This window comes from Methanobacterium lacus, from assembly GCF_000191585.1.
GTDB lineage: Archaea > Methanobacteriota > Methanobacteria > Methanobacteriales > Methanobacteriaceae > Methanobacterium_B > Methanobacterium_B lacus.
In genome coordinates, this window is the sequence record NC_015216.1 from 2,446,732 (window position 1) to 2,463,617 (window position 16,886).

The 16,886-nt window shown below is 37.9% G+C and carries 23 protein-coding genes; 3 read left to right on the plus strand and 20 right to left on the minus strand.

Annotation, left to right across the window (positions count from 1 at the left end; all coding sequences use genetic code 11):
• Window positions 1-885 carry a DUF1002 domain-containing protein gene (locus METBO_RS11900; protein ID WP_013645967.1) on the plus strand — a complete coding sequence of 295 codons (885 nt, stop codon included), beginning with the start codon at window positions 1-3 and terminating at the stop codon, window positions 883-885.
• 92 nt (window positions 886-977) lie between these two features.
• Here METBO_RS11900 and METBO_RS14090 read toward each other — a convergent pair whose 3' ends face one another.
• Window positions 978-1,127: a hypothetical protein gene (locus METBO_RS14090; protein WP_320406852.1), complete on the minus strand. Its 150-nt coding sequence runs from the start codon at window positions 1,125-1,127 to the stop codon at window positions 978-980.
• Window positions 1,128-1,154: 27 nt separating this feature from the next.
• Entirely contained in the window at window positions 1,155-1,487 is a 333-nt protein-coding gene (locus METBO_RS14095; RefSeq protein WP_320406853.1) for a hypothetical protein, read from the minus strand.
• A 13-nt stretch (window positions 1,488-1,500) separates the two neighbouring features.
• Here METBO_RS14095 and METBO_RS14100 point away from each other — a divergent pair, with 13 nt between their 5' ends.
• The gene (locus tag METBO_RS14100) at window positions 1,501-2,043 is read left to right on the plus strand and encodes a hypothetical protein (protein ID WP_320406854.1); all 543 of its coding nucleotides are present in this window, start codon (window positions 1,501-1,503) and stop codon (window positions 2,041-2,043) included.
• Between the two features lie 168 nt (window positions 2,044-2,211).
• Here METBO_RS14100 and sucC read toward each other — a convergent pair whose 3' ends face one another.
• The 15 genes from sucC to METBO_RS11980 form a co-directional block, all read right to left on the minus strand.
• Window positions 2,212-3,318, minus strand: coding sequence for an ADP-forming succinate--CoA ligase subunit beta (sucC, locus tag METBO_RS11910; protein WP_013645969.1), 1,107 nt, complete (start codon window positions 3,316-3,318; stop codon window positions 2,212-2,214).
• Window positions 3,319-3,327: 9 nt separating this feature from the next.
• Window positions 3,328-3,876, minus strand: a complete 549-nt coding sequence (locus tag METBO_RS11915; protein ID WP_013645970.1) for a 2-oxoacid:ferredoxin oxidoreductase subunit gamma — start codon at window positions 3,874-3,876, stop codon at window positions 3,328-3,330.
• Between the two features lies 1 nt (window position 3,877).
• Window positions 3,878-4,744: a 2-oxoacid:ferredoxin oxidoreductase subunit beta gene (locus METBO_RS11920; RefSeq protein WP_013645971.1), complete on the minus strand. Its 867-nt coding sequence runs from the start codon at window positions 4,742-4,744 to the stop codon at window positions 3,878-3,880.
• Window positions 4,745-4,798: 54 nt separating this feature from the next.
• The gene (locus METBO_RS11925) at window positions 4,799-5,926 is read right to left on the minus strand and encodes a 2-oxoacid:acceptor oxidoreductase subunit alpha (protein WP_013645972.1); all 1,128 of its coding nucleotides are present in this window, start codon (window positions 5,924-5,926) and stop codon (window positions 4,799-4,801) included.
• Window positions 5,916-6,125 (minus strand): 4Fe-4S dicluster domain-containing protein, encoded by a 210-nt coding sequence (locus METBO_RS11930; protein WP_013645973.1) that lies wholly within the window; start codon window positions 6,123-6,125, stop codon window positions 5,916-5,918. The genes METBO_RS11925 and METBO_RS11930 overlap by 11 nt, the downstream gene beginning before the upstream one ends.
• A gap of 403 nt (window positions 6,126-6,528) precedes the next feature.
• Entirely contained in the window at window positions 6,529-6,741 is a 213-nt protein-coding gene (locus tag METBO_RS11935) for a 4Fe-4S dicluster domain-containing protein (RefSeq protein ID WP_013645974.1), read from the minus strand.
• A gap of 112 nt (window positions 6,742-6,853) precedes the next feature.
• A complete protein-coding gene (locus METBO_RS11940) occupies window positions 6,854-7,174 on the minus strand; it encodes a NifB/NifX family molybdenum-iron cluster-binding protein (RefSeq protein ID WP_013645975.1) in 321 nt (106 codons plus the stop codon).
• The gene (locus tag METBO_RS11945) at window positions 7,171-8,556 is read right to left on the minus strand and encodes a nitrogenase component 1 (RefSeq protein ID WP_013645976.1); all 1,386 of its coding nucleotides are present in this window, start codon (window positions 8,554-8,556) and stop codon (window positions 7,171-7,173) included. The genes METBO_RS11940 and METBO_RS11945 overlap by 4 nt, the downstream gene beginning before the upstream one ends.
• On the minus strand, window positions 8,546-9,913 hold the full coding sequence (gene nifE / locus METBO_RS11950; protein WP_013645977.1) for a nitrogenase iron-molybdenum cofactor biosynthesis protein NifE: 1,368 nt from the start codon (window positions 9,911-9,913) through the stop codon (window positions 8,546-8,548). Before nifE ends, METBO_RS11945 begins: the two co-directional genes overlap by 11 nt.
• Window positions 9,914-10,091: 178 nt before the next feature.
• Complete coding sequence (locus tag METBO_RS11955; protein ID WP_013645978.1) at window positions 10,092-11,474, minus strand: nitrogenase component 1; 1,383 nt, start codon at window positions 11,472-11,474, stop codon at window positions 10,092-10,094.
• The gene (locus METBO_RS11960) at window positions 11,474-12,964 is read right to left on the minus strand and encodes a nitrogenase subunit alpha (RefSeq protein WP_013645979.1); all 1,491 of its coding nucleotides are present in this window, start codon (window positions 12,962-12,964) and stop codon (window positions 11,474-11,476) included. Before METBO_RS11960 ends, METBO_RS11955 begins: the two co-directional genes overlap by 1 nt.
• 67 nt (window positions 12,965-13,031) lie before the next feature.
• Entirely contained in the window at window positions 13,032-13,400 is a 369-nt protein-coding gene (locus tag METBO_RS11965) for a P-II family nitrogen regulator (RefSeq protein ID WP_013645980.1), read from the minus strand.
• 27 nt (window positions 13,401-13,427) lie between these two features.
• The gene (locus METBO_RS11970) at window positions 13,428-13,745 is read right to left on the minus strand and encodes a P-II family nitrogen regulator (protein WP_013645981.1); all 318 of its coding nucleotides are present in this window, start codon (window positions 13,743-13,745) and stop codon (window positions 13,428-13,430) included.
• 76 nt (window positions 13,746-13,821) lie between these two features.
• Window positions 13,822-14,076 (minus strand): hypothetical protein, encoded by a 255-nt coding sequence (locus tag METBO_RS11975; RefSeq protein WP_013645982.1) that lies wholly within the window; start codon window positions 14,074-14,076, stop codon window positions 13,822-13,824.
• Between the two features lie 300 nt (window positions 14,077-14,376).
• Window positions 14,377-14,574 carry a hypothetical protein gene (locus METBO_RS11980; protein WP_048186471.1) on the minus strand — a complete coding sequence of 66 codons (198 nt, stop codon included), beginning with the start codon at window positions 14,572-14,574 and terminating at the stop codon, window positions 14,377-14,379.
• Window positions 14,575-14,726: 152 nt separating this feature from the next.
• Here METBO_RS11980 and larB point away from each other — a divergent pair, with 152 nt between their 5' ends.
• Entirely contained in the window at window positions 14,727-15,491 is a 765-nt protein-coding gene (gene larB / locus METBO_RS11985) for a nickel pincer cofactor biosynthesis protein LarB (protein ID WP_013645984.1), read from the plus strand.
• A gap of 28 nt (window positions 15,492-15,519) precedes the next feature.
• Here larB and METBO_RS11990 read toward each other — a convergent pair whose 3' ends face one another.
• From METBO_RS11990 to METBO_RS12000, 3 genes are all read right to left on the minus strand, one after another.
• Window positions 15,520-16,020 (minus strand): CcdC protein domain-containing protein, encoded by a 501-nt coding sequence (locus tag METBO_RS11990; protein ID WP_013645985.1) that lies wholly within the window; start codon window positions 16,018-16,020, stop codon window positions 15,520-15,522.
• A 45-nt stretch (window positions 16,021-16,065) separates the two neighbouring features.
• Window positions 16,066-16,437: a DUF5518 domain-containing protein gene (locus METBO_RS11995; RefSeq protein ID WP_013645986.1), complete on the minus strand. Its 372-nt coding sequence runs from the start codon at window positions 16,435-16,437 to the stop codon at window positions 16,066-16,068.
• Between the two features lie 79 nt (window positions 16,438-16,516).
• Window positions 16,517-16,885: a dihydroneopterin aldolase family protein gene (locus tag METBO_RS12000; RefSeq protein WP_013645987.1), complete on the minus strand. Its 369-nt coding sequence runs from the start codon at window positions 16,883-16,885 to the stop codon at window positions 16,517-16,519.
• Between the last annotated feature and the right edge of the window lies 1 nt (window position 16,886).

Consider the following 16,886-nt stretch of genomic DNA (forward strand, 5'->3'; position numbering starts at 1 on the left):
ATGAAAAAGTATTTAGTTGGATTTATATTTGTGTTGATGATTCTGAGTCCTATTTACGCTGCAACTGGATTTGCAATAACCTATGGAGAAACTACCTATGGCAATTCCAATTGGAAAAATTCTATGGACACTTATTTCCAAACAAAAACCACTAAAAACGTTTCAGATGCTGCAACAAAGGTTGTTACTGCATCTGAAGTTAACGCAATTTCCTCAAATATCACAGGGAAAACCTATCCAGCCAGCCAGATCTATTCGTGTGCCATGGTGGATCTGAGTTACAACAAAGGAATTAATGTTTCGGTAGATACCAGTAAAATAACTGTGGTAACCCCAAAAATGTATGAAAATGCTTTAAAATCAACAGGAATCAGTAATGGTTACGTGGTTGTTTCGTCCCCAGTATCTGCATCCGGAGAAGCAGCACTGGCCGGTGTTTTAAGATCCTATGAAATTGCGGTGGGAACACCAATTCCTGACCAGGCTAAAAAAGCAGCTACACAAGAGTTGTACACCGAAACTCAGATAGCAAACCAAACTGGACAAAATCCAGATCAGATCTCAAATCTGTTTTCAAATGTGACTGATCAGATTCAGGCACAGAATATTACAGACACCAATCAGATTTTGGTAATAGTGAACAATGTGGCTGCAACTATGAATATCAATCTAACACAGGATCAAGCACAGCAAATAGCTAACAGTTTAGCAGATTCACAGAATGCACAGGCTAGTTTAACTGACTTTAAAAAACAACTCCAGAATGTGAGTAATCAGGCATCCCAGTCCGGAGGAATTTTGGATCAGATCATGAGTTTTGTTCAAGGCATAATCAACTACGTAAGTAATCTGATCTCGGACAGTCAAGTGGCTCATAAATTTTGAAATGGAATGTTAAGATAGAATTCCAGTAGTTCAAAGACCTCGCAAAAATAATCTAACACAGAATCACCGATACAAATGTTAATTGCAGAAAATCATTTACAGTTCATAATAGAAATCGCTATCTTGATCCATGCTGCGGTGTTGTTGATGTTCAACATCATCATCATACCCCTCAGTTTGGTTTTGTTCCTTTCGATGGTGCTCACCATTATTATTGCTGCTTTGTTTGGAATAGATACCATATTTCTTTTTCTTCCATTCGTGAGTCATCATGAATTCACACATCCATTTGGACCCCTTGCAGTTTTTGCTTGGGTAACCTTTTTTTCTTCAGCAAGCCTTTTAACAGAGCTTGAGATCAGATCAGCATCAATTAAAACCTTGGCAATTATTCTCTTCTTCATAATCGCAGTTGCAGGTGGAATGATGCATAGATCTTTCCTGTTGTTGTGGTTGTTGGGATGGTTTATTGGAACTCTGTTGATCTCCAGAAGTTTCAAACGAACATCCCAGATAACACTTAAACGTGTTTTTGCAGTTATTGCAGCTGGATTAGCAGGTTTTGGACTGTTGGAAGTTTTATCCAGAATTTTGAACTTCACAATACTCAGTCCCTTGTTAAGAATTAGTAGGGTTGAAGAATTTGCAATGCCCAGTCTTGTCACGGTAATCAATAACACAACACTTTGGGGTCATGTTCCTGGATCGTGTTACTGGGGTGCAAAATGTTTGGGGGGTTCAGATGGTTACCTCACATTACCCATGAACTTTGTCAACATGTTCACCCTACCATTCCCACTTTTTGCAGGGGTTCTTGTTGTTAAAAAGGATGCCATAGATTACATGCTTCCAGGAATCTTTGGAGTGGCCTTTGACTTCGGATACTTGGGTTTGTTTGCACTCATGACTTGGGTAATGATCGTCACAGTTACAGGTTTGTACATCCTAAGGGAGTATCGTAGTAAAAGATTGGGAGGCAGTAGAAATTATATTGGAAGGGAAGCATTGTTAATTGGAGCACTTACTGCTTTCATTTCACAGAGTATAATCGGGTTATTCCTATTTAACAGGTCATTTAACGGTGCTGCCATGATAATTTATATTTTACTATCTGCACTGGTGGTGGCACATATCATGTCCATTAAAAGAAAAGTTTAGGCAGATTTGGAATGAACCCCCCTCTGCCAAAGCAACACATGACCCGTTCAGGACGGGGTTGAGAATAATGGAACTAAAGGCTTAGGAAAACTAGGTTTATTTGATGATTTGTATTTTTAAATAATGCTAGCTTTAAAAAAAAGTGATGTTGGTTACCTTTGAGTTTTTTTAATTTTTTGTGCTACAGAGTTCAACAGCCTTTTGTGCCGCTGCTTCCATGGATGTCTCGAAGGAAACTCCTGCATCTTTAAGAATTTTCTGACCTTCCTCTTCGTTGGTTCCAGTTAAACGAATTACCAGGGGTATTTTTCTTTCAGATTCTTTCATAACATCAAGGACTCCCCTTGCAACATCATCGGCCCTTGTGATTCCACCTAAAACATTTAAAAATACTGTTTTAACATCAGGATCCGATATTACTATGTTGAGTGCTTTTGCTATGTTTTCTCTGGATGATCCGCCACCTATGTCAAGAAATGTGGCTGGTTCGCCCCCATAAAGTTTTAACATATCCATTCCACTCAGGGTTAATCCTGCACCGTTACCTATCACTGCAATGTTTCCATCCAGTTTCACGTATGCAAATTCTCCAGATTTGATATTTTCAAGTTCAACCAGTTTTTTTTGCCTGTATAAGGCGTCGTCATCAATATCCAGCTTAGCATCTGCAGCTATAATTCCTTCCTTGGTGAGTACCAATGGGTTAATCTCTGCTATGGTTGCATCGTACTTGTCAAATATTTGTACCAGTTTCCATATTATCCCACCAACCTTGGAAATGAGCTCATTAGGAATTCCCATTTTTATGGCAATTTCCCTTCCTTGATAAGGTAAAAATTCGTCTAAACTATTTATATAATATTTAACAATTTTTTCGGGTGTTTCCGTGGCAACTTCTTCTATTTCCATGCCACCGGAACTGCTGGCCATGATGAGTGGTTTTTTAGCTGATCTATCCAGAACTACACTCACGTAGAATTCAGATTCAATGGACAATTTTTCTTCCACCAGAACCATTTCAACTAACTCACCCTTAACAGTTGAACCTAAAATTTTCGAGGAAACATCACGTGCTTCATCTGGATCTGTTGCAAATTGTATTCCTCCTGCCTTACCTCTACCACCGACCAGGATCTGTGATTTGATGGCCACGGGTTTATTTATTTCAAGGGCAGCTTTGTGTGCATCTTCTGAATTTTTAACCATCTGGCTTGCAGGTACAGGTATTCCCTCTGCTTTAAAAATTTCCTTGGCAATGTATTCATGAATCTTCATTTAATCCTCCTAATTTGCAAGTTTTACGCCTGCATCGAATGCTGCGAGATTTTTATCCTCTGTTCCTGGAGGAACACTTTCAGCTATTGCAGCCCTTGCAGCTTCCTCAGTTACAACCTTGGTTATCTCGACGATTGCCCCTATCATAACTATATTTGCAACAATCCTTATTCCAATTTCCTCTGCCGCTGTTCGAGTTGCTGGTGCAGTGTAAAGTTGGATATTGTGTTCTTTAACAAAAGGCATTATCTCATCCATGGTTATCATGTCTGGATCAACTATTAAAGTTCCACCATCCTTTAAATCATCCAAGTAAGCTATTAAAGCTGTGTGTGACATTGCAACAAATATATCTGGTCTTTGAACCTTAGGATAGTCCACATCTTCATCACTTACCACTACTTCTGTCCTGGAAGCACCACCACGAGCTTCTGGACCGTAAGATTGTGTTTGAACTGCAAATATGTTATCGTGAAGAGCAGCAGCCTTTCCAATTACAATTCCGGCCAAAATAATTCCTTGACCACCAAATCCTGCTATTCTAATATCTTTACGCATTTTAATCCACCCTGTATGCTGATCTTACAGATGAAGGTTTTCCCGATTCACAGTTATCCTCCAGAAGTTCGCAGAACTTTTCAGTGTATTCTGGGGCGGTTTTGTTTACGAATTCCCCAATTATAAGTTTATCCTCTAGTTCTGATGGATCCATTTTATCTGCTTTACGTTTCAAAACACTCTGATCCTTCATCCAGTGCATCATGTCAACCGCAGTTTTCATCTTATTTTTTCGTCCGAAGTAAGTTGGACACTGTGAAATTGCTTCTATGAATGAGAATCCCTTGTTCTTAAGACCCTTCTTAATTGCATTAGAAAGTTGAACAGGATGTGCTGTTGTCCATCTGGCAACGTAGGTTGCACCAGCTGCTTTAGTGAGTTTTGAGAGATTGAATGGAGTTTCAAGTGCCCCGTATGGAGCAGTACTACCATAACTTCCTGTTGGTGATGTAGGACTGATTTGGCCACCGGTCATTCCATATATGCTGTTATTTATGCATATGACAGTTATGTCAATGTTCCTTCTTGATCCATGTATCAAATGGTTTCCACCAATTGCCGCAGCATCGCCGTCACCTGTAAACACCACCACATCCAGATCAGGATTTGCTAGTTTTAATCCGGTTGCAAAGGTAATTGGCCTTCCATGGGTTGTGTGAAGTGAATCACAGTCCACGTATCCCGGAACTCTTGATGAACAGCCTATTCCAGATACCAAGGCTATATTGTCAAAATCCATATCTGCCAGTTCGAGAGCATTAAAAAATGTATTCATTACTGTCCCATTTCCACATCCTGGACAGAATATGTTGGGAAGTCTTTCTGTTCTCAGATATTTCATAAAACGATTTTGATTCGTTTTATCCATACGTTTCATCTCCTGAATTAAAATATTGAATTAATTAGTTTGATCTTGTTTTCCCTATTGTTGTTTTTCGATTATTTTGAGTATTTCATCGGGTTTATGCATTTCCCCGCCAATTTTAGGGATTAACTCCACATCATGATCCTTTAGAACCCTCTGGACTTCATGGTATATTTGTCCAAGGTTCATCTCAACAACTATGACCCTTTGAGCATTTTTTGCTACCTTTCTTAAAATGTCTTCTGGGAAAGGCCAAACAGTTTCCAGTTTGATATATCCTGCCTTTATTCCTTCTTCTCGTGCATTTTTAACTGCAGTGGTCACAGATCTTGATGGTGCACCGTAAGATACTATTATAACATCGGCATCCTCAGTGTTAAAGGATTTATAAGAGGCTAATTTATCAGTGTTCTTTATAATTTTATTTACCAGACGATTAACAAGTTTTGAATGAGTCTTAGGATTAGATGCATCCGGATATCCTCTTTCGTCGTGGGTGAGTCCTGTTATTTGAAGTTTGTATCCATCTCCAAATGCAGGCATTTTTGATGTGCCTTCAGGGTCTGCCTTGTATGGTAGGAAAGTTTCTGGACTTTCATCAGGCATTTTTCTAGGGGTTATATTTGTTGTTTCAGGTATGGTGATCTTTTCACGCATGTGCCCCACAATCTCATCTGCCATGACCATTACAGGAACTCTGTACTCCTCTGCAAGGTTAAATGCTCTCACAGTAAAATCAAAGCATTCCTGTACAGATGATGGTGAAAGTGCTATTATCTCGTAATCTCCATGGGACCCCCATCTTGCCTGCATCATATCACTTTGTGATGCCATGGTGGGTTGTCCTGTTGATGGAGATCCTCGCTGCATGTTAACAATTACAAGGGGAGTTTCTGTCATTGTAGCATAACCTATATGTTCCTGCATGAGAGAAAATCCTGGTCCTGATGTGGCAGTCATACCTTTTACACCGCCCCATACCGCACCTATAACTGCACCCAGCGCAGCTATTTCATCTTCCATCTGAATAAATGTACCGCCTTCCTTCGGAAGGAATACAGCCATATCTTCAGCTATTTCTGTTGAAGGAGTTATTGGGTATCCTGCAAAGAATCTGCATCCGGCATGTATAGCGCCCCTTGCGCATGCTTCATTACCCTGTATAAAATATTGTTCAATCTTCATCCTCATCATCCACTTTTATTGCTTGGTCTGGACATAAAAGAGTACATAATCCACATTGAGTACACTGTTCCTTGTTTTTAGGGCATGGAACATTAATTCCCTTCTTGTTAAGGGCTTTTGATTCTTCGTAGACATTATGTGGACAAAACTCCTTACAAATGTTACATCCCTTGCATAATTCTTCATTTACTGTTATCATGTTCTTTTCCCGGTTGATTATCCTAATTAACTGGTTGTAATATTCTGATTTAATTTAGAATTTTTATCAAATAGATCAATACTTATCCATTATTAGGATGATTGAACATTTTAAGTTTTGCTAGATTTGAAAAATTGATCCATGGGAAAATGATGTATCAGTTTTCTTATGTCCATAAACAGTTAGAGGCTAAATTTGTAGAAACATCTTAACATCTACAATTGTTAAAAAAAAAATTTATGATAATTTGGGACTAACATATCTTAATTAATATAATACCAGTTATCTGTTGATTTAATGTGGGTTGATAGTTTAAAACATTAGAAATATAATTTCCATTTAGAACGTATAATTTGGATCTAATTTGTTTTTTTTTAAAAATGTGCTTAAACTAATAAGTTAATTAAACACAGTTTCCTTCTGTTTTTTTGATTTTTAATGCTGCTGTTGGGCATGTCTCTAAACATTCATAGCACAATTTACAGTATTGGGGAGAGTTTACCAAAACTTCACTGTCTTTGATTGCGAAAACATTTGTGGGGCAAATATATGCACATATCCCACATTCCTTTCCTTTACATTTAGCATGATCCAAGGCAATTTCAACCATGATCATATCATATCACCCTTTAAAACTTCTTATTTGATTCAACCCTAATTTCACGTTCTAATTGAAAATATTAAAAAAAATTTACATCTGTGGGCTGATTATTCAATTTTACTGTTTTTCAGCACACCAGATGTTCAGCACAAGATTTGACTGCTTCCCTAACATTACAATCCAATTTAATTGGTTTGATTCCGAGTTTCATCAGTTCAATAGACGGTTCTTTACCTATTTTACTGCAAAGAACTGCCTTGCAATCTTCAACAAGATCTAAAGAAGCCAACCATCTTTCTTGATGATTATCAATATTCATGCCATTTTTTTCTCTTATTTCACTGAATTCTCCTTCACCGTCTTTTAATTCAAAGATTATGAATCGATCTGCATCTCCAAAATGCAGATCGATAATTTTTCCGTTGGATGATGCCACCGCTATTTTCATATTAATTCTCCCTCTGCAAACAGTTCTTCATCAGCTATTTCTTCAGACTTTTCTAGCTCATATCCTGCCTCATCGTAGTAGAAATCCAGTAGTGTATTGGTGAGTCTGTCCACAAATTCAGTTCCACCATTGTAACCCAATGTGGATATTCTTTGAGCACCCATTCTATCAAATATTGGGAATCCTACTCTGAACAAAGGTATTTTCTCTTCTTCGGCTATACTTGCTCCATATGAGTTACCCAATAAAATGTCTGCTCCAACATCCTTGATTTCTCGATGCATATCATACAGATCGTTTCCTGCAAGTACCACTGGATCTATTCCCTTTTGAGTTGCAATTAAATCTATGTCTTCGCTAAATTTGTTGCTTTTAGCCCCTGTACACACCACTGTGGGTGTCATTCCCATTTCGCTTGTGAAACGTGTCATTCCCGAGACAAAATCTGGATCTCCAAATATTGCAACCTTTCTGTGGTAATTGTAGGAATGGGCATCTACCATGGCATCTAGTAGTCTACCACGATCTTTTTTAACAGATTCTGGTACTTCAAGACCGGTGAGTTCACATACATTATTTACGAATTGATCTGTATTTTCTATTCCCAGTGGGAGCGGTCCTGAAACAGATCTTACACCATATTTCTGTTCTAAGAATTTGGCTGCTGAATCTGCGTGTTTGGATATTGAAATGGTTCCCAATGAATTGGCTGTATCTTGAATTTCTTCAATGGTGGTACCATCCTTGTACAAACCCAATGCTTCTTCAGAAAGTGGAGCATCAAGGTTTTCAGATGTATCTGTTAGCATGATGTTTGGACAGTGCAAATCGTTTAATAACTGTTTAACATTTTTAACGTCTGCAGGCGATAATATTCCATTGATTATGTTTATTTTACCGTTGGGTGTGGAAGGTTCAGCTAGATTCTCGACCAATGCCTTGATGGTTCTGTTGTAACCCTCAACATGTGATTCAACATAGCTTGGAGTGGAAATTGGGACAATTATTGGCAGATTTTTGTCAAAATTTGCATCCTTAAATTTTTCTATGATACCCTCCATATCTTCCCCAATTGTTTCTGTAAGACAGCTGGATGTGACTGCTATCAGTTTAGGGCTTTGTTTTTCGGATACATTTTTTAAAGCCTTCATTAAATTAAATTCTCCACCGTAAATGACTGTTTTTTCACTCATGGACGTGGAGGCAACTTCTATAGGTTCTCTGAAATGTCTTGTTAACTGGAATCTTATGTAGGTACTGCAACCCTGTGATCCATGGATTATTGGCATGGTGTCGTTTACACCCAGAAGTGCCTGTACAGCTCCCATTGGCTGGCACATTTTTGATGGGTTGACAACTGAAAATTTTTTATCATGTTCCATTTAGTCCACCTCCCAATTCTGAACTTAAATTAAACACAGGACTTGAAACAGAAGCATCAACTTCCTTTGCAAAACTTACAAAGCCTCTGAATCCCGCAAATGCAGATATTCTATCGTGGTTAAAGTCGCAAAATGGTATGCCAAGTTTAAGTGAGATATATTTCTCTTTGGCCCCAGATATGAGAAGATTTGGTTTGTACTTCTTTAAGAGTCTTGCAAGTTCAGTTGAATTGGCATCGTCCACTATGATGGTTCCATCCTTTACTGTTTCTTTAATTCTCTCGTAATCTTCTTTGATTCCATTTTTTGTTCCGGACATCATGACATCCATGCCCAGTTCTTCAAATGCCCTGACAAGAGACCATGCTTTGTTTCCACCGACGTATAAAGCAACTGTTTTTCCTTTGAGCCTCTTTTTATATTCATCGGTTTTATGTTCAACTTCTTTCAATCCATTAGCTATGATCTCTTCAGTTCGTTCGATCATTTCAGGATCTCCAAAGAAGTCAGCTATATCCCTCAGGGAATTTACTGTCTGTTCCAGGCCAAAGAAGTTGACCTTGATGAATGGTATTCCGTACCTTTCTTCCATTTTCTTTGCAACGTAGTTGGAAGATTTTTGACACTGCACAATATTCAGTTTAGCTCGGTGTGCCTGGGCAATTTCATCAACATGAGAATCTCCTGTGAGGGTGCTTATGATGTTGATTCCCATTGCTTCGATCAAAGGTTTGATTCCCCACAGATCACCTGCAACATTGAATTCTCCAACAATGTTTATGTCAAAAGGTGTGGTTTTTTCAGGCTCCTTTGTACCTATGACATAATCCAAAAGGGCATCACCACCAATCCAGTGGCCCTTGGTTTTATTGTGATTTTGATAACCTTCTGATTGAACTGGTATAACTCGGCATCCTGTAATTTCTTCAGCTTTTTTACAAACTGCCTTAATATCATCCCCAATTATACCTGCAACACATGTGGCGTACACGAATATGGCCCCAGGATGGTATAATTTGTTAAGTTCTATGACGGTTTCAAATAACTTTTTTTCTCCTCCAAACACGATGTCTGTTTCTTGAAGGTCTGTTGAACAACCTTTTTTGTAAAGATCTTCCCTTGAAGATTTACTTCCCCTGATGTCCCAAGTACAAGCAGCACATCCTATAGGTCCATGCACAAGATGTATCGAATCTGTAATTGGCATGAGCACTATCCTAGCACCACCATATACACAAGTTCTTTGAGTTACGGTGCCGGGTAAGCTTGCCTTATCACAAACAGGGATCGATATTCCATCTCCTTTCACACACATGTGCGATTTACGGGATTCAAATGTTTCGATAACTGGTTCCATTTTTACTCAATCCTATATTTTTTTTAATTTATTCATTGCCATAACTCAAAATATTCTTCAGACACTAGGATATCTTCCGAATATTCAACAGATCACGGGATATCCTCCAATATCATATTAATCATGATAAATACAGATCGCGAGATCTTAAACCCCTAAAAAAAAATAGAGTGTAATTTTACTGTTGTAGCTTCCAGTGGGTAGGTTCGTAGTACTTCTCCAAGACTGTGTTGGTAATTAGATCCATCAGGTACAGGCCTCCCCTGTAACCTAATACTGATTGTCTCTGGTAGCCAACACGATCGTAGACAGGGAATCCCATTCTGATGAGTGGAATGTCAAGATCTAATGCTATTAACCTTCCATCAGAGTTTCCTATCAATAGATCCACAGGGTTTTCCTTCAGGTACACTTCAACTGCACGCAGATCCTGACCATACAACACATCAATATCTGATCCTGATTCCTTGGAAATTTTCTCCATGTCAGGGTTGAAATCAGGATATTTAACACCTGTACATACCATGGTTGGTTCCATTCCAAGTTCACCAACAAATCTGGCCATTCCAGTTGTTAGATCTGGATCTCCGTAAATTGCAACTTTACGGCCATACAGGTATCTTGCTGCATTGTCTGCCATTGAATCTACGAGCATTCCACGTTCATCTAGAAGTTCTTCTGAAACTGAATTTCCTGTGAATTTCGAGACGTTTCTCACGAATTGATCTGTGTTTTGTATACCGATTGGCGGTGTTTCAATTGCTGATGGTACTTTGTGCTCCCGTTCAAGGGATGTTGCTCCCGAACCTGCATACTTACAGATTGAAACTGTTCCTAAACTGTTGGCACTGTCCCTTAGTTCATCTATTGTTGTTCCGCCCTTTGGATAGTACGGAATTTCTTTGGTCTTTGAAGGTCTAAGTGGTGCATCGAATGGATCTGAAATATCGGTGAGGAATATTCCATCGGTATCCATTGAAGCCAACATATGTTTTAACTCCCGGATATCCCCAGGATTTATTATTCCTGGAATTATGTTCACTTTCTCGTTGGGTTCATCCTTACGTGCTAGGTGATTTACCAGTGCATTGATTGCATTGTCGTATCCCTTGTAATGACTCTCAACAAAACTTGGTGTGTTTATTGGTATGATTTCGATCTTGTCTGCAGCTTCCCCAAGCTTTTCCTTCAAATTTCCACGGGCTGTGTCTGCAAATCCATAAACATCGTCACCTATGATCTCACTTGAACATGTGGTGATTATCCCTATCACATCAGGATCGAACCTCAAGGCAAGGTTTTCAATACCTGACACCAAATTTGTTCTTCCTCCAAACACTGCTGCATCTTCGTGTAAAGCTGTAACAGCTATTTCTGATGGTTCTCTGAAATGTCTTGCAAATCCATATCTTACAAATGCAGAACATCCTTGGGAACCATGAACTATTGGAAATCCTTTGTTAATGCCAGTAACTGCGAACATGGCTCCGAGTGGCTGGCAAGTTTTGAGAGGATTTATAATTACATTCCTATCCTTTTCAATAACATTCACACAACTCATTATGCCAACTCCCCTGTATTTTCTGGTTTGTTTTCCTGTTTTTCAGATGAATCTTCCTGGACTTCTGTGTTTTCCCCAACTGCGGGTTCTTCTTCAAACTCCAACATATTCCATACTGGACTGTAAATATTCCTGTACATATCCTTGGCAAGATTTACAAATCCTTCAAAGCCCATGTAAGGTCCGTTCTCATATGAATGGATCAATAAACATGGTACTCCTAATTTATGAGCCAAATATTTCTCTTTTACACCGGCCAGTATTAGATCTGGTTTGTACACCTGGATAATCTCTTCAAATTCTAAAGAGTTTGGATCGTCCACTATGAGTGTGCCTTCCTTAACACGGCTTTTCATCTTTTCATATCCATCTTTATGTTCAAATTGAGATGCTACAGCAACAGTTTCCATTCCCAGTTCTTCTTCAAGTGGTTTTGACAAGTGATAACTCTTTGGACCTCCAGAGAATATAAATACTCTTTTTCCTTGTAATTTAGACTTGTAAAATTCAATTTCAGGGGCAACCTTTTCCATTCGGGATTCAATTACCTTTTCTGCCTCTTCTTCAAGCCCGAAATATTTGCCTATTGTTCTAAGGTTTTCTGCACAGTACTTGGTACTGAAAAAGTCAACCTTGATGTATGGAACACCGTACTTCTCTTCTATGAGATCTGCAATGTAGGTAGCGGACCTCTGGCACCTAACCAGGCTTAATTTTGCCCTGTGCATCCAGCATATTTCATCGTGACTACAGTCTCCAGTGAATTTGCTCAGCAGGTTGATTCCCATTTCCTCTAGATACTCTTTAATTATCCAAAGGTCTCCATCGATGTTGTATTCGCCTATGAGATTCACATCATAGGGTGTTGTTTCGAGTGGCTCCTTGGTACCTACAAGGTTCTCGAACAAAGTCAAGTTTCCTACGTGATGTCCCTTTGATTGGCTGGGTCCACAGAATCCTGGTGCATTGAATGCAACTACCTGAATTCCAAGTTCTTCTGATGCTTCCTTAGCTACTGCATCCAGATCATCTCCAATTAATCCGGTTGTACATGTTGAGTAGGTGTAAATTGCAGTTGCTTCTGGAAATTCTTTATGAGCTTCAATTATTGATTTTTTTAACTTCTTCATTCCTCCAAAAACCACATCAGATTCTTGAAGATCTGTACCCAGTATGTACTTGAGGTTGAAGTTTTCTATTGGAAACTTCTCTCCATTGGGCATGTCTGGTGTTGTTGGGTATCTTTTGGTACCGTATCCGTAGCTTGTACAACCTATTGGTGAATGAACCACGTGTATAACATCTTTTATGGCTCCGGTGATAACTCCTTTCACTCCTGCAAATGCACATCCCCTTTCTGACATTGATCCAGGCACTGTTTTAGTGTTGCAATCTGGAATTTCGTCATCTGGGTCTGAGCAATGCTTTACATAGACATGATTTTTTCTTTGAGGGATCTTTTTATCCACTTCTAAAAGTTTGTAAGGCATTTAATAATTCTCCTAATTGTTATAAATCGAATATGTTGAAATATTTTTACAGATAAATCCTATTTTTTTAAGTAATCGCATTATCGCCCTGTTCAGATGTTCTAACCCTGAACGCCTCTTCAATAGGGCTTACAAACACCTTGCCATCACCTATTTGTCCTGTGTGGTTTACTTTAATAATGGCCTGAACAACCAACGCCACTTCTTCGTCTGGTACAACCAATGAAATCATTCTCTTTGGTATGTACTTCATGGCACCCTCCATTTCAAGCAGAGCAGGATCATCAATTTCAAAGTTAACCTCATCAAGGATCGCCCTTTGTTTTCCCCTTCCCATTACTCTTGATGCATTCATTGCAGGAAATCCTAATGAATCTAAGACTTCTTTAGTCCTTGTCACCTTTTTTGGGCGTATAATAGCGGTAATTTCTTTCATTTCTAAAACATCCTTATTTTTTAAACCCTATAAACTGCTGCTTCTTGTTCTTACAGTGTAAGCTTCATCAACAGGGCTTACGAATATCTTTCCATCTCCAAAGTTTCCTGTGTAAGATGTGTCTGTGACTATTTCTACGATTTTATCGGCTTTTTCATCCTCTACCACCAACATCAGCATTGTTTTGGGTATTTCATCGTAGTAAATATTTTCAAGCTGTATACCCTTTTGTTTTCCACGGCCAATAACTTCCATTTTAGTCATGGCTACAAATCCAGCCTTATCAAGTGCGTCAACGACGTTTTCAACCCTTTCAGGTCTTATAATTGCTCTGATCATTTTCATTATGATTCCTCCAATAATCGACTATCTGTAGCGAATTAAGTCCAAAATAATATATAAATTCAAAATATCTTTAGATTTAATCTCCACTGAGGTTAATACATTCTAAATACTCAACAACACCTTTGTAGATGTTTTTTTCTACAATGTTTGATTTTTCTATCTTGGTTTGCAGGTTTTCTACTAAAAGATTTTCTTTGGATTTAATCTGAAGCATAGATCCACGAACCATTGAGTTTTTGATGTGAAAATGTGCCGTGGCTTCAGTGGGACCTGTTTTTGTTTTGGACCTTTCAAGTTCAGTTTTACCATATTCAGCAATTTTCTTAACCATTTTAACCTCTTTAAATTTTTTTTAAAAATTTTCATTCATCAACTTCTATTTTGAAGTGTGTAGTATCGGAAGAAGGAAGCCTCTTTCCGACAACATACAATTGAATCTCATGTTATATAAACATTTGGATCAAAATGAGTAGGAGAACCAAATTTTAGTATAATTACTAAATTTAATACCAAACATACCACAATTAGTTAAACAAAATAATCATAATATTATAATTAAATGAACATTATAGTAATTTTTAAAAAATAATGTACTCATAGTAAAAAATTTGTAAAAATAGGAGTCAATTCATTATTTAATCTTTTTTGCACAATCAAAACAATAATTAGCGTCACTATTTGTTTTAAAGGTTTTTCCACACCCTTTACAAACAACTTCTTTCAAAGAACATTTTTTATCGACAATATCCAATGAACAGGAACATTTCCATCCCATTTTACCCTTTAAGCTTTGTTCAAATGCTTTATCTTCGTCTGAAAGTTTTGACATAGTATCACCTGCAAACCTAGTACTTAATTTTATATCTCCTACAATATAATACCCCATTGTAAAACTTGGTAAAATATGGCCTCAACATTAATTAAATTCAAAGATATAATATTAACCTGGATGAAATCTAGCTTAATTTTTAGAGGGAAAAAATGAAGGATATACTTCAAAAACTTAAAAATGGTGAAATTTCAGTTGAATCAGCTGAAAAAATGCTCAGAAACGATCATATAGTTGAATTAGAAGATTTTGCAAAGATGGACATCCACAGAGAACTGAGAACTGGGATTCCTGAAGCAGTGTTTGCCGAGGGTAAAGACGATGCAGAATTACTCAAAATAATTAAAAGCAGCTCCAACAACGGAATCATCGTCACCAGACTCACTAATAAGCGTTACCAACAGATGGAAGAAGGAATCAACCAAGTTCTGACCCCAAATATGGCCATTGAATACAACCAAAAGGCAAGAATTTTGGTTATCAGAACACAAGAAGTAAAAAAAATTGGTAAAATCGGCTTAATAACAGCAGGAACTTCAGATATACCTGTAGCAGAAGAAACAAGAATAGTTGCAGAAGAATCTGGATGTGAAGTTTTGAAATCCTACGATGTGGGTGTTGCAGGAATTCACAGACTATTTAGCCAAATAAGGTTAATGCTTGATGCTGACGTGGAAGTGATCGTTGTTGTTGCAGGAATGGAAGGTGCTTTACCATCCGTTGTTGCGGGACTGGTTGATGTGCCAGTGGTCGGAGTACCAACATCTGTTGGTTACGGTGTTGGTGAAGGAGGGTTCACAGCACTTTATGCTATGCTACAATCTTGTGCTCCAGGTATTGCAGTCGTAAACATAGACAATGGATTTGGAGCAGCCATATTCGCATCAAAAATAATTAAATCAAGAAAAAGAAGTTAAAACTCATAGATCACACAATAATCTGATTTCATTCCTTTGCTTTTTTTATCATGAGCTTATGTTCCCTGTACCTTCTATAAATTATGAGTCTGCGTGAGATCATGGCCCCTAAGGTCATCATAATAAAAATTGAAGTCAAAACATTGAAGTCGATGTAATGTGCGGATCCTAAGGTTTGTTCTCCATAAAATTTTAAAATTATCACGAGAACCCACACTGCAACAGCTAGAACAGACCCCTTCATCACGACATTGCCGTCTTTATCCAGCTTCACCTTCATAAATGAGGCCACTACGTAGCCTATTATTGTTCCTAAAATGAAACCGCCAACTATCAAAATAAAATTCAATAAACTAGTGAATAGAACTTCATCCACTAAAAATATGGATATAAAAAACATGACCACTGGCATGATCATTAAACCCAATGGTTTGACCCTTCTTTCTCTAAGTTGAAGTATAACTAGAAAGAGTATGACAATAATAAATGACTGACTCGTGAACATGCTGTTATCTGGATAAATTATCACTGCAAAAATCTCCATTTAATTTGTAAAAAAAAGTTAAAAAAAAGTTTAGTTTTTACCACTAATAAGTGATCCTATTGCACCACCAACTCCCACCACAAATCCACTGGTAACGAAGATGGTTAGGATCCATACAATAGATGCTGCAGCTGCAACACCAAATCCTACGAGTCCAGCAGTAATTGTTCCACCTATTAATAATATGATGGAGATCACTATTGCACCAAATGCTCCTGCAACAAGTCCATTACCAAATCCAGTGAGAACTCCACCTCCTACCATGAGTCCTACAACTATCCCTGCAATGAACAATCCAATACTTATTCCAACAAAACCCATGAAATAACCGAAAACATTTGAAAGGATAACAGCGAGTATGAATCCCACAAATGCCGCAGTCCAATTAACCAAACCAATCACCCCTGTTGTTTCATAACTATGTTATATGTGTATTTTTATGTAGCTTAAGTTATATAAATCCTTTTATGTGTCCATAGCTTTAATCAACATCCTCAACGTACATAAGGGGATAATTTAGTTCTGATACAAACTTCAATCTGATTAAAGCTTGTTTATCAGAGCAGACCGTAGTTACCTTCACATCCAACATTTCACCAGTTAAAGAAACATAATCAAATTCATTAGAAATTTCTTCCAGTTTTTTACGATCTATTACTACTTCAACCCTAAAAACACATGGTTGAACAGACATGGCGGCTTCAATTGCTTTTTCAAGTGATTCAACAGAATCAATATTGACAGGCGTCCCAACAAACTGATGGAACAAAGCCCCCATTGTTATAGCCCCTTCAAAAATAGCTCTTTCTCTGTTTGTTATATTATTAAAGTACTTTTCTTCTGCATTCACT

Coding starts and splice junctions, on each gene's coding strand:
- METBO_RS11940 (WP_013645975.1), bottom strand. CDS start 7,174: ATGAAAATAGCGGTGGCATCATCCAACGGAAAAATTATCGATCTGCAT.
- METBO_RS14090 (WP_320406852.1), bottom strand. CDS start 1,127: ATGGTATCTATTCCAAACAAAGCAGCAATAATAATGGTGAGCACCATC.
- METBO_RS11935 (WP_013645974.1), bottom strand. CDS start 6,741: ATGATCATGGTTGAAATTGCCTTGGATCATGCTAAATGTAAAGGAAAG.
- nifE (WP_013645977.1), bottom strand. CDS start 9,913: ATGGAACCAGTTATCGAAACATTTGAATCCCGTAAATCGCACATGTGT.
- METBO_RS11915 (WP_013645970.1), bottom strand. CDS start 3,876: ATGCGTAAAGATATTAGAATAGCAGGATTTGGTGGTCAAGGAATTATT.
- METBO_RS11970 (WP_013645981.1), bottom strand. CDS start 13,745: ATGAAAATGATCAGAGCAATTATAAGACCTGAAAGGGTTGAAAACGTC.
- METBO_RS11925 (WP_013645972.1), bottom strand. CDS start 5,926: ATGAAGATTGAACAATATTTTATACAGGGTAATGAAGCATGCGCAAGG.
- METBO_RS11975 (WP_013645982.1), bottom strand. CDS start 14,076: ATGGTTAAGAAAATTGCTGAATATGGTAAAACTGAACTTGAAAGGTCC.
- METBO_RS11900 (WP_013645967.1), top strand. CDS start 1: ATGAAAAAGTATTTAGTTGGATTTATATTTGTGTTGATGATTCTGAGT.
- METBO_RS11980 (WP_048186471.1), bottom strand. CDS start 14,574: ATGTCAAAACTTTCAGACGAAGATAAAGCATTTGAACAAAGCTTAAAG.
- METBO_RS11965 (WP_013645980.1), bottom strand. CDS start 13,400: ATGAAAGAAATTACCGCTATTATACGCCCAAAAAAGGTGACAAGGACT.
- METBO_RS11960 (WP_013645979.1), bottom strand. CDS start 12,964: ATGCCTTACAAACTTTTAGAAGTGGATAAAAAGATCCCTCAAAGAAAA.
- METBO_RS11920 (WP_013645971.1), bottom strand. CDS start 4,744: ATGGATAAAACGAATCAAAATCGTTTTATGAAATATCTGAGAACAGAA.
- METBO_RS11945 (WP_013645976.1), bottom strand. CDS start 8,556: ATGGAACATGATAAAAAATTTTCAGTTGTCAACCCATCAAAAATGTGC.
- larB (WP_013645984.1), top strand. CDS start 14,727: ATGAAGGATATACTTCAAAAACTTAAAAATGGTGAAATTTCAGTTGAA.
- METBO_RS11955 (WP_013645978.1), bottom strand. CDS start 11,474: ATGAGTTGTGTGAATGTTATTGAAAAGGATAGGAATGTAATTATAAAT.
- sucC (WP_013645969.1), bottom strand. CDS start 3,318: ATGAAGATTCATGAATACATTGCCAAGGAAATTTTTAAAGCAGAGGGA.
- METBO_RS11930 (WP_013645973.1), bottom strand. CDS start 6,125: ATGATAACAGTAAATGAAGAATTATGCAAGGGATGTAACATTTGTAAG.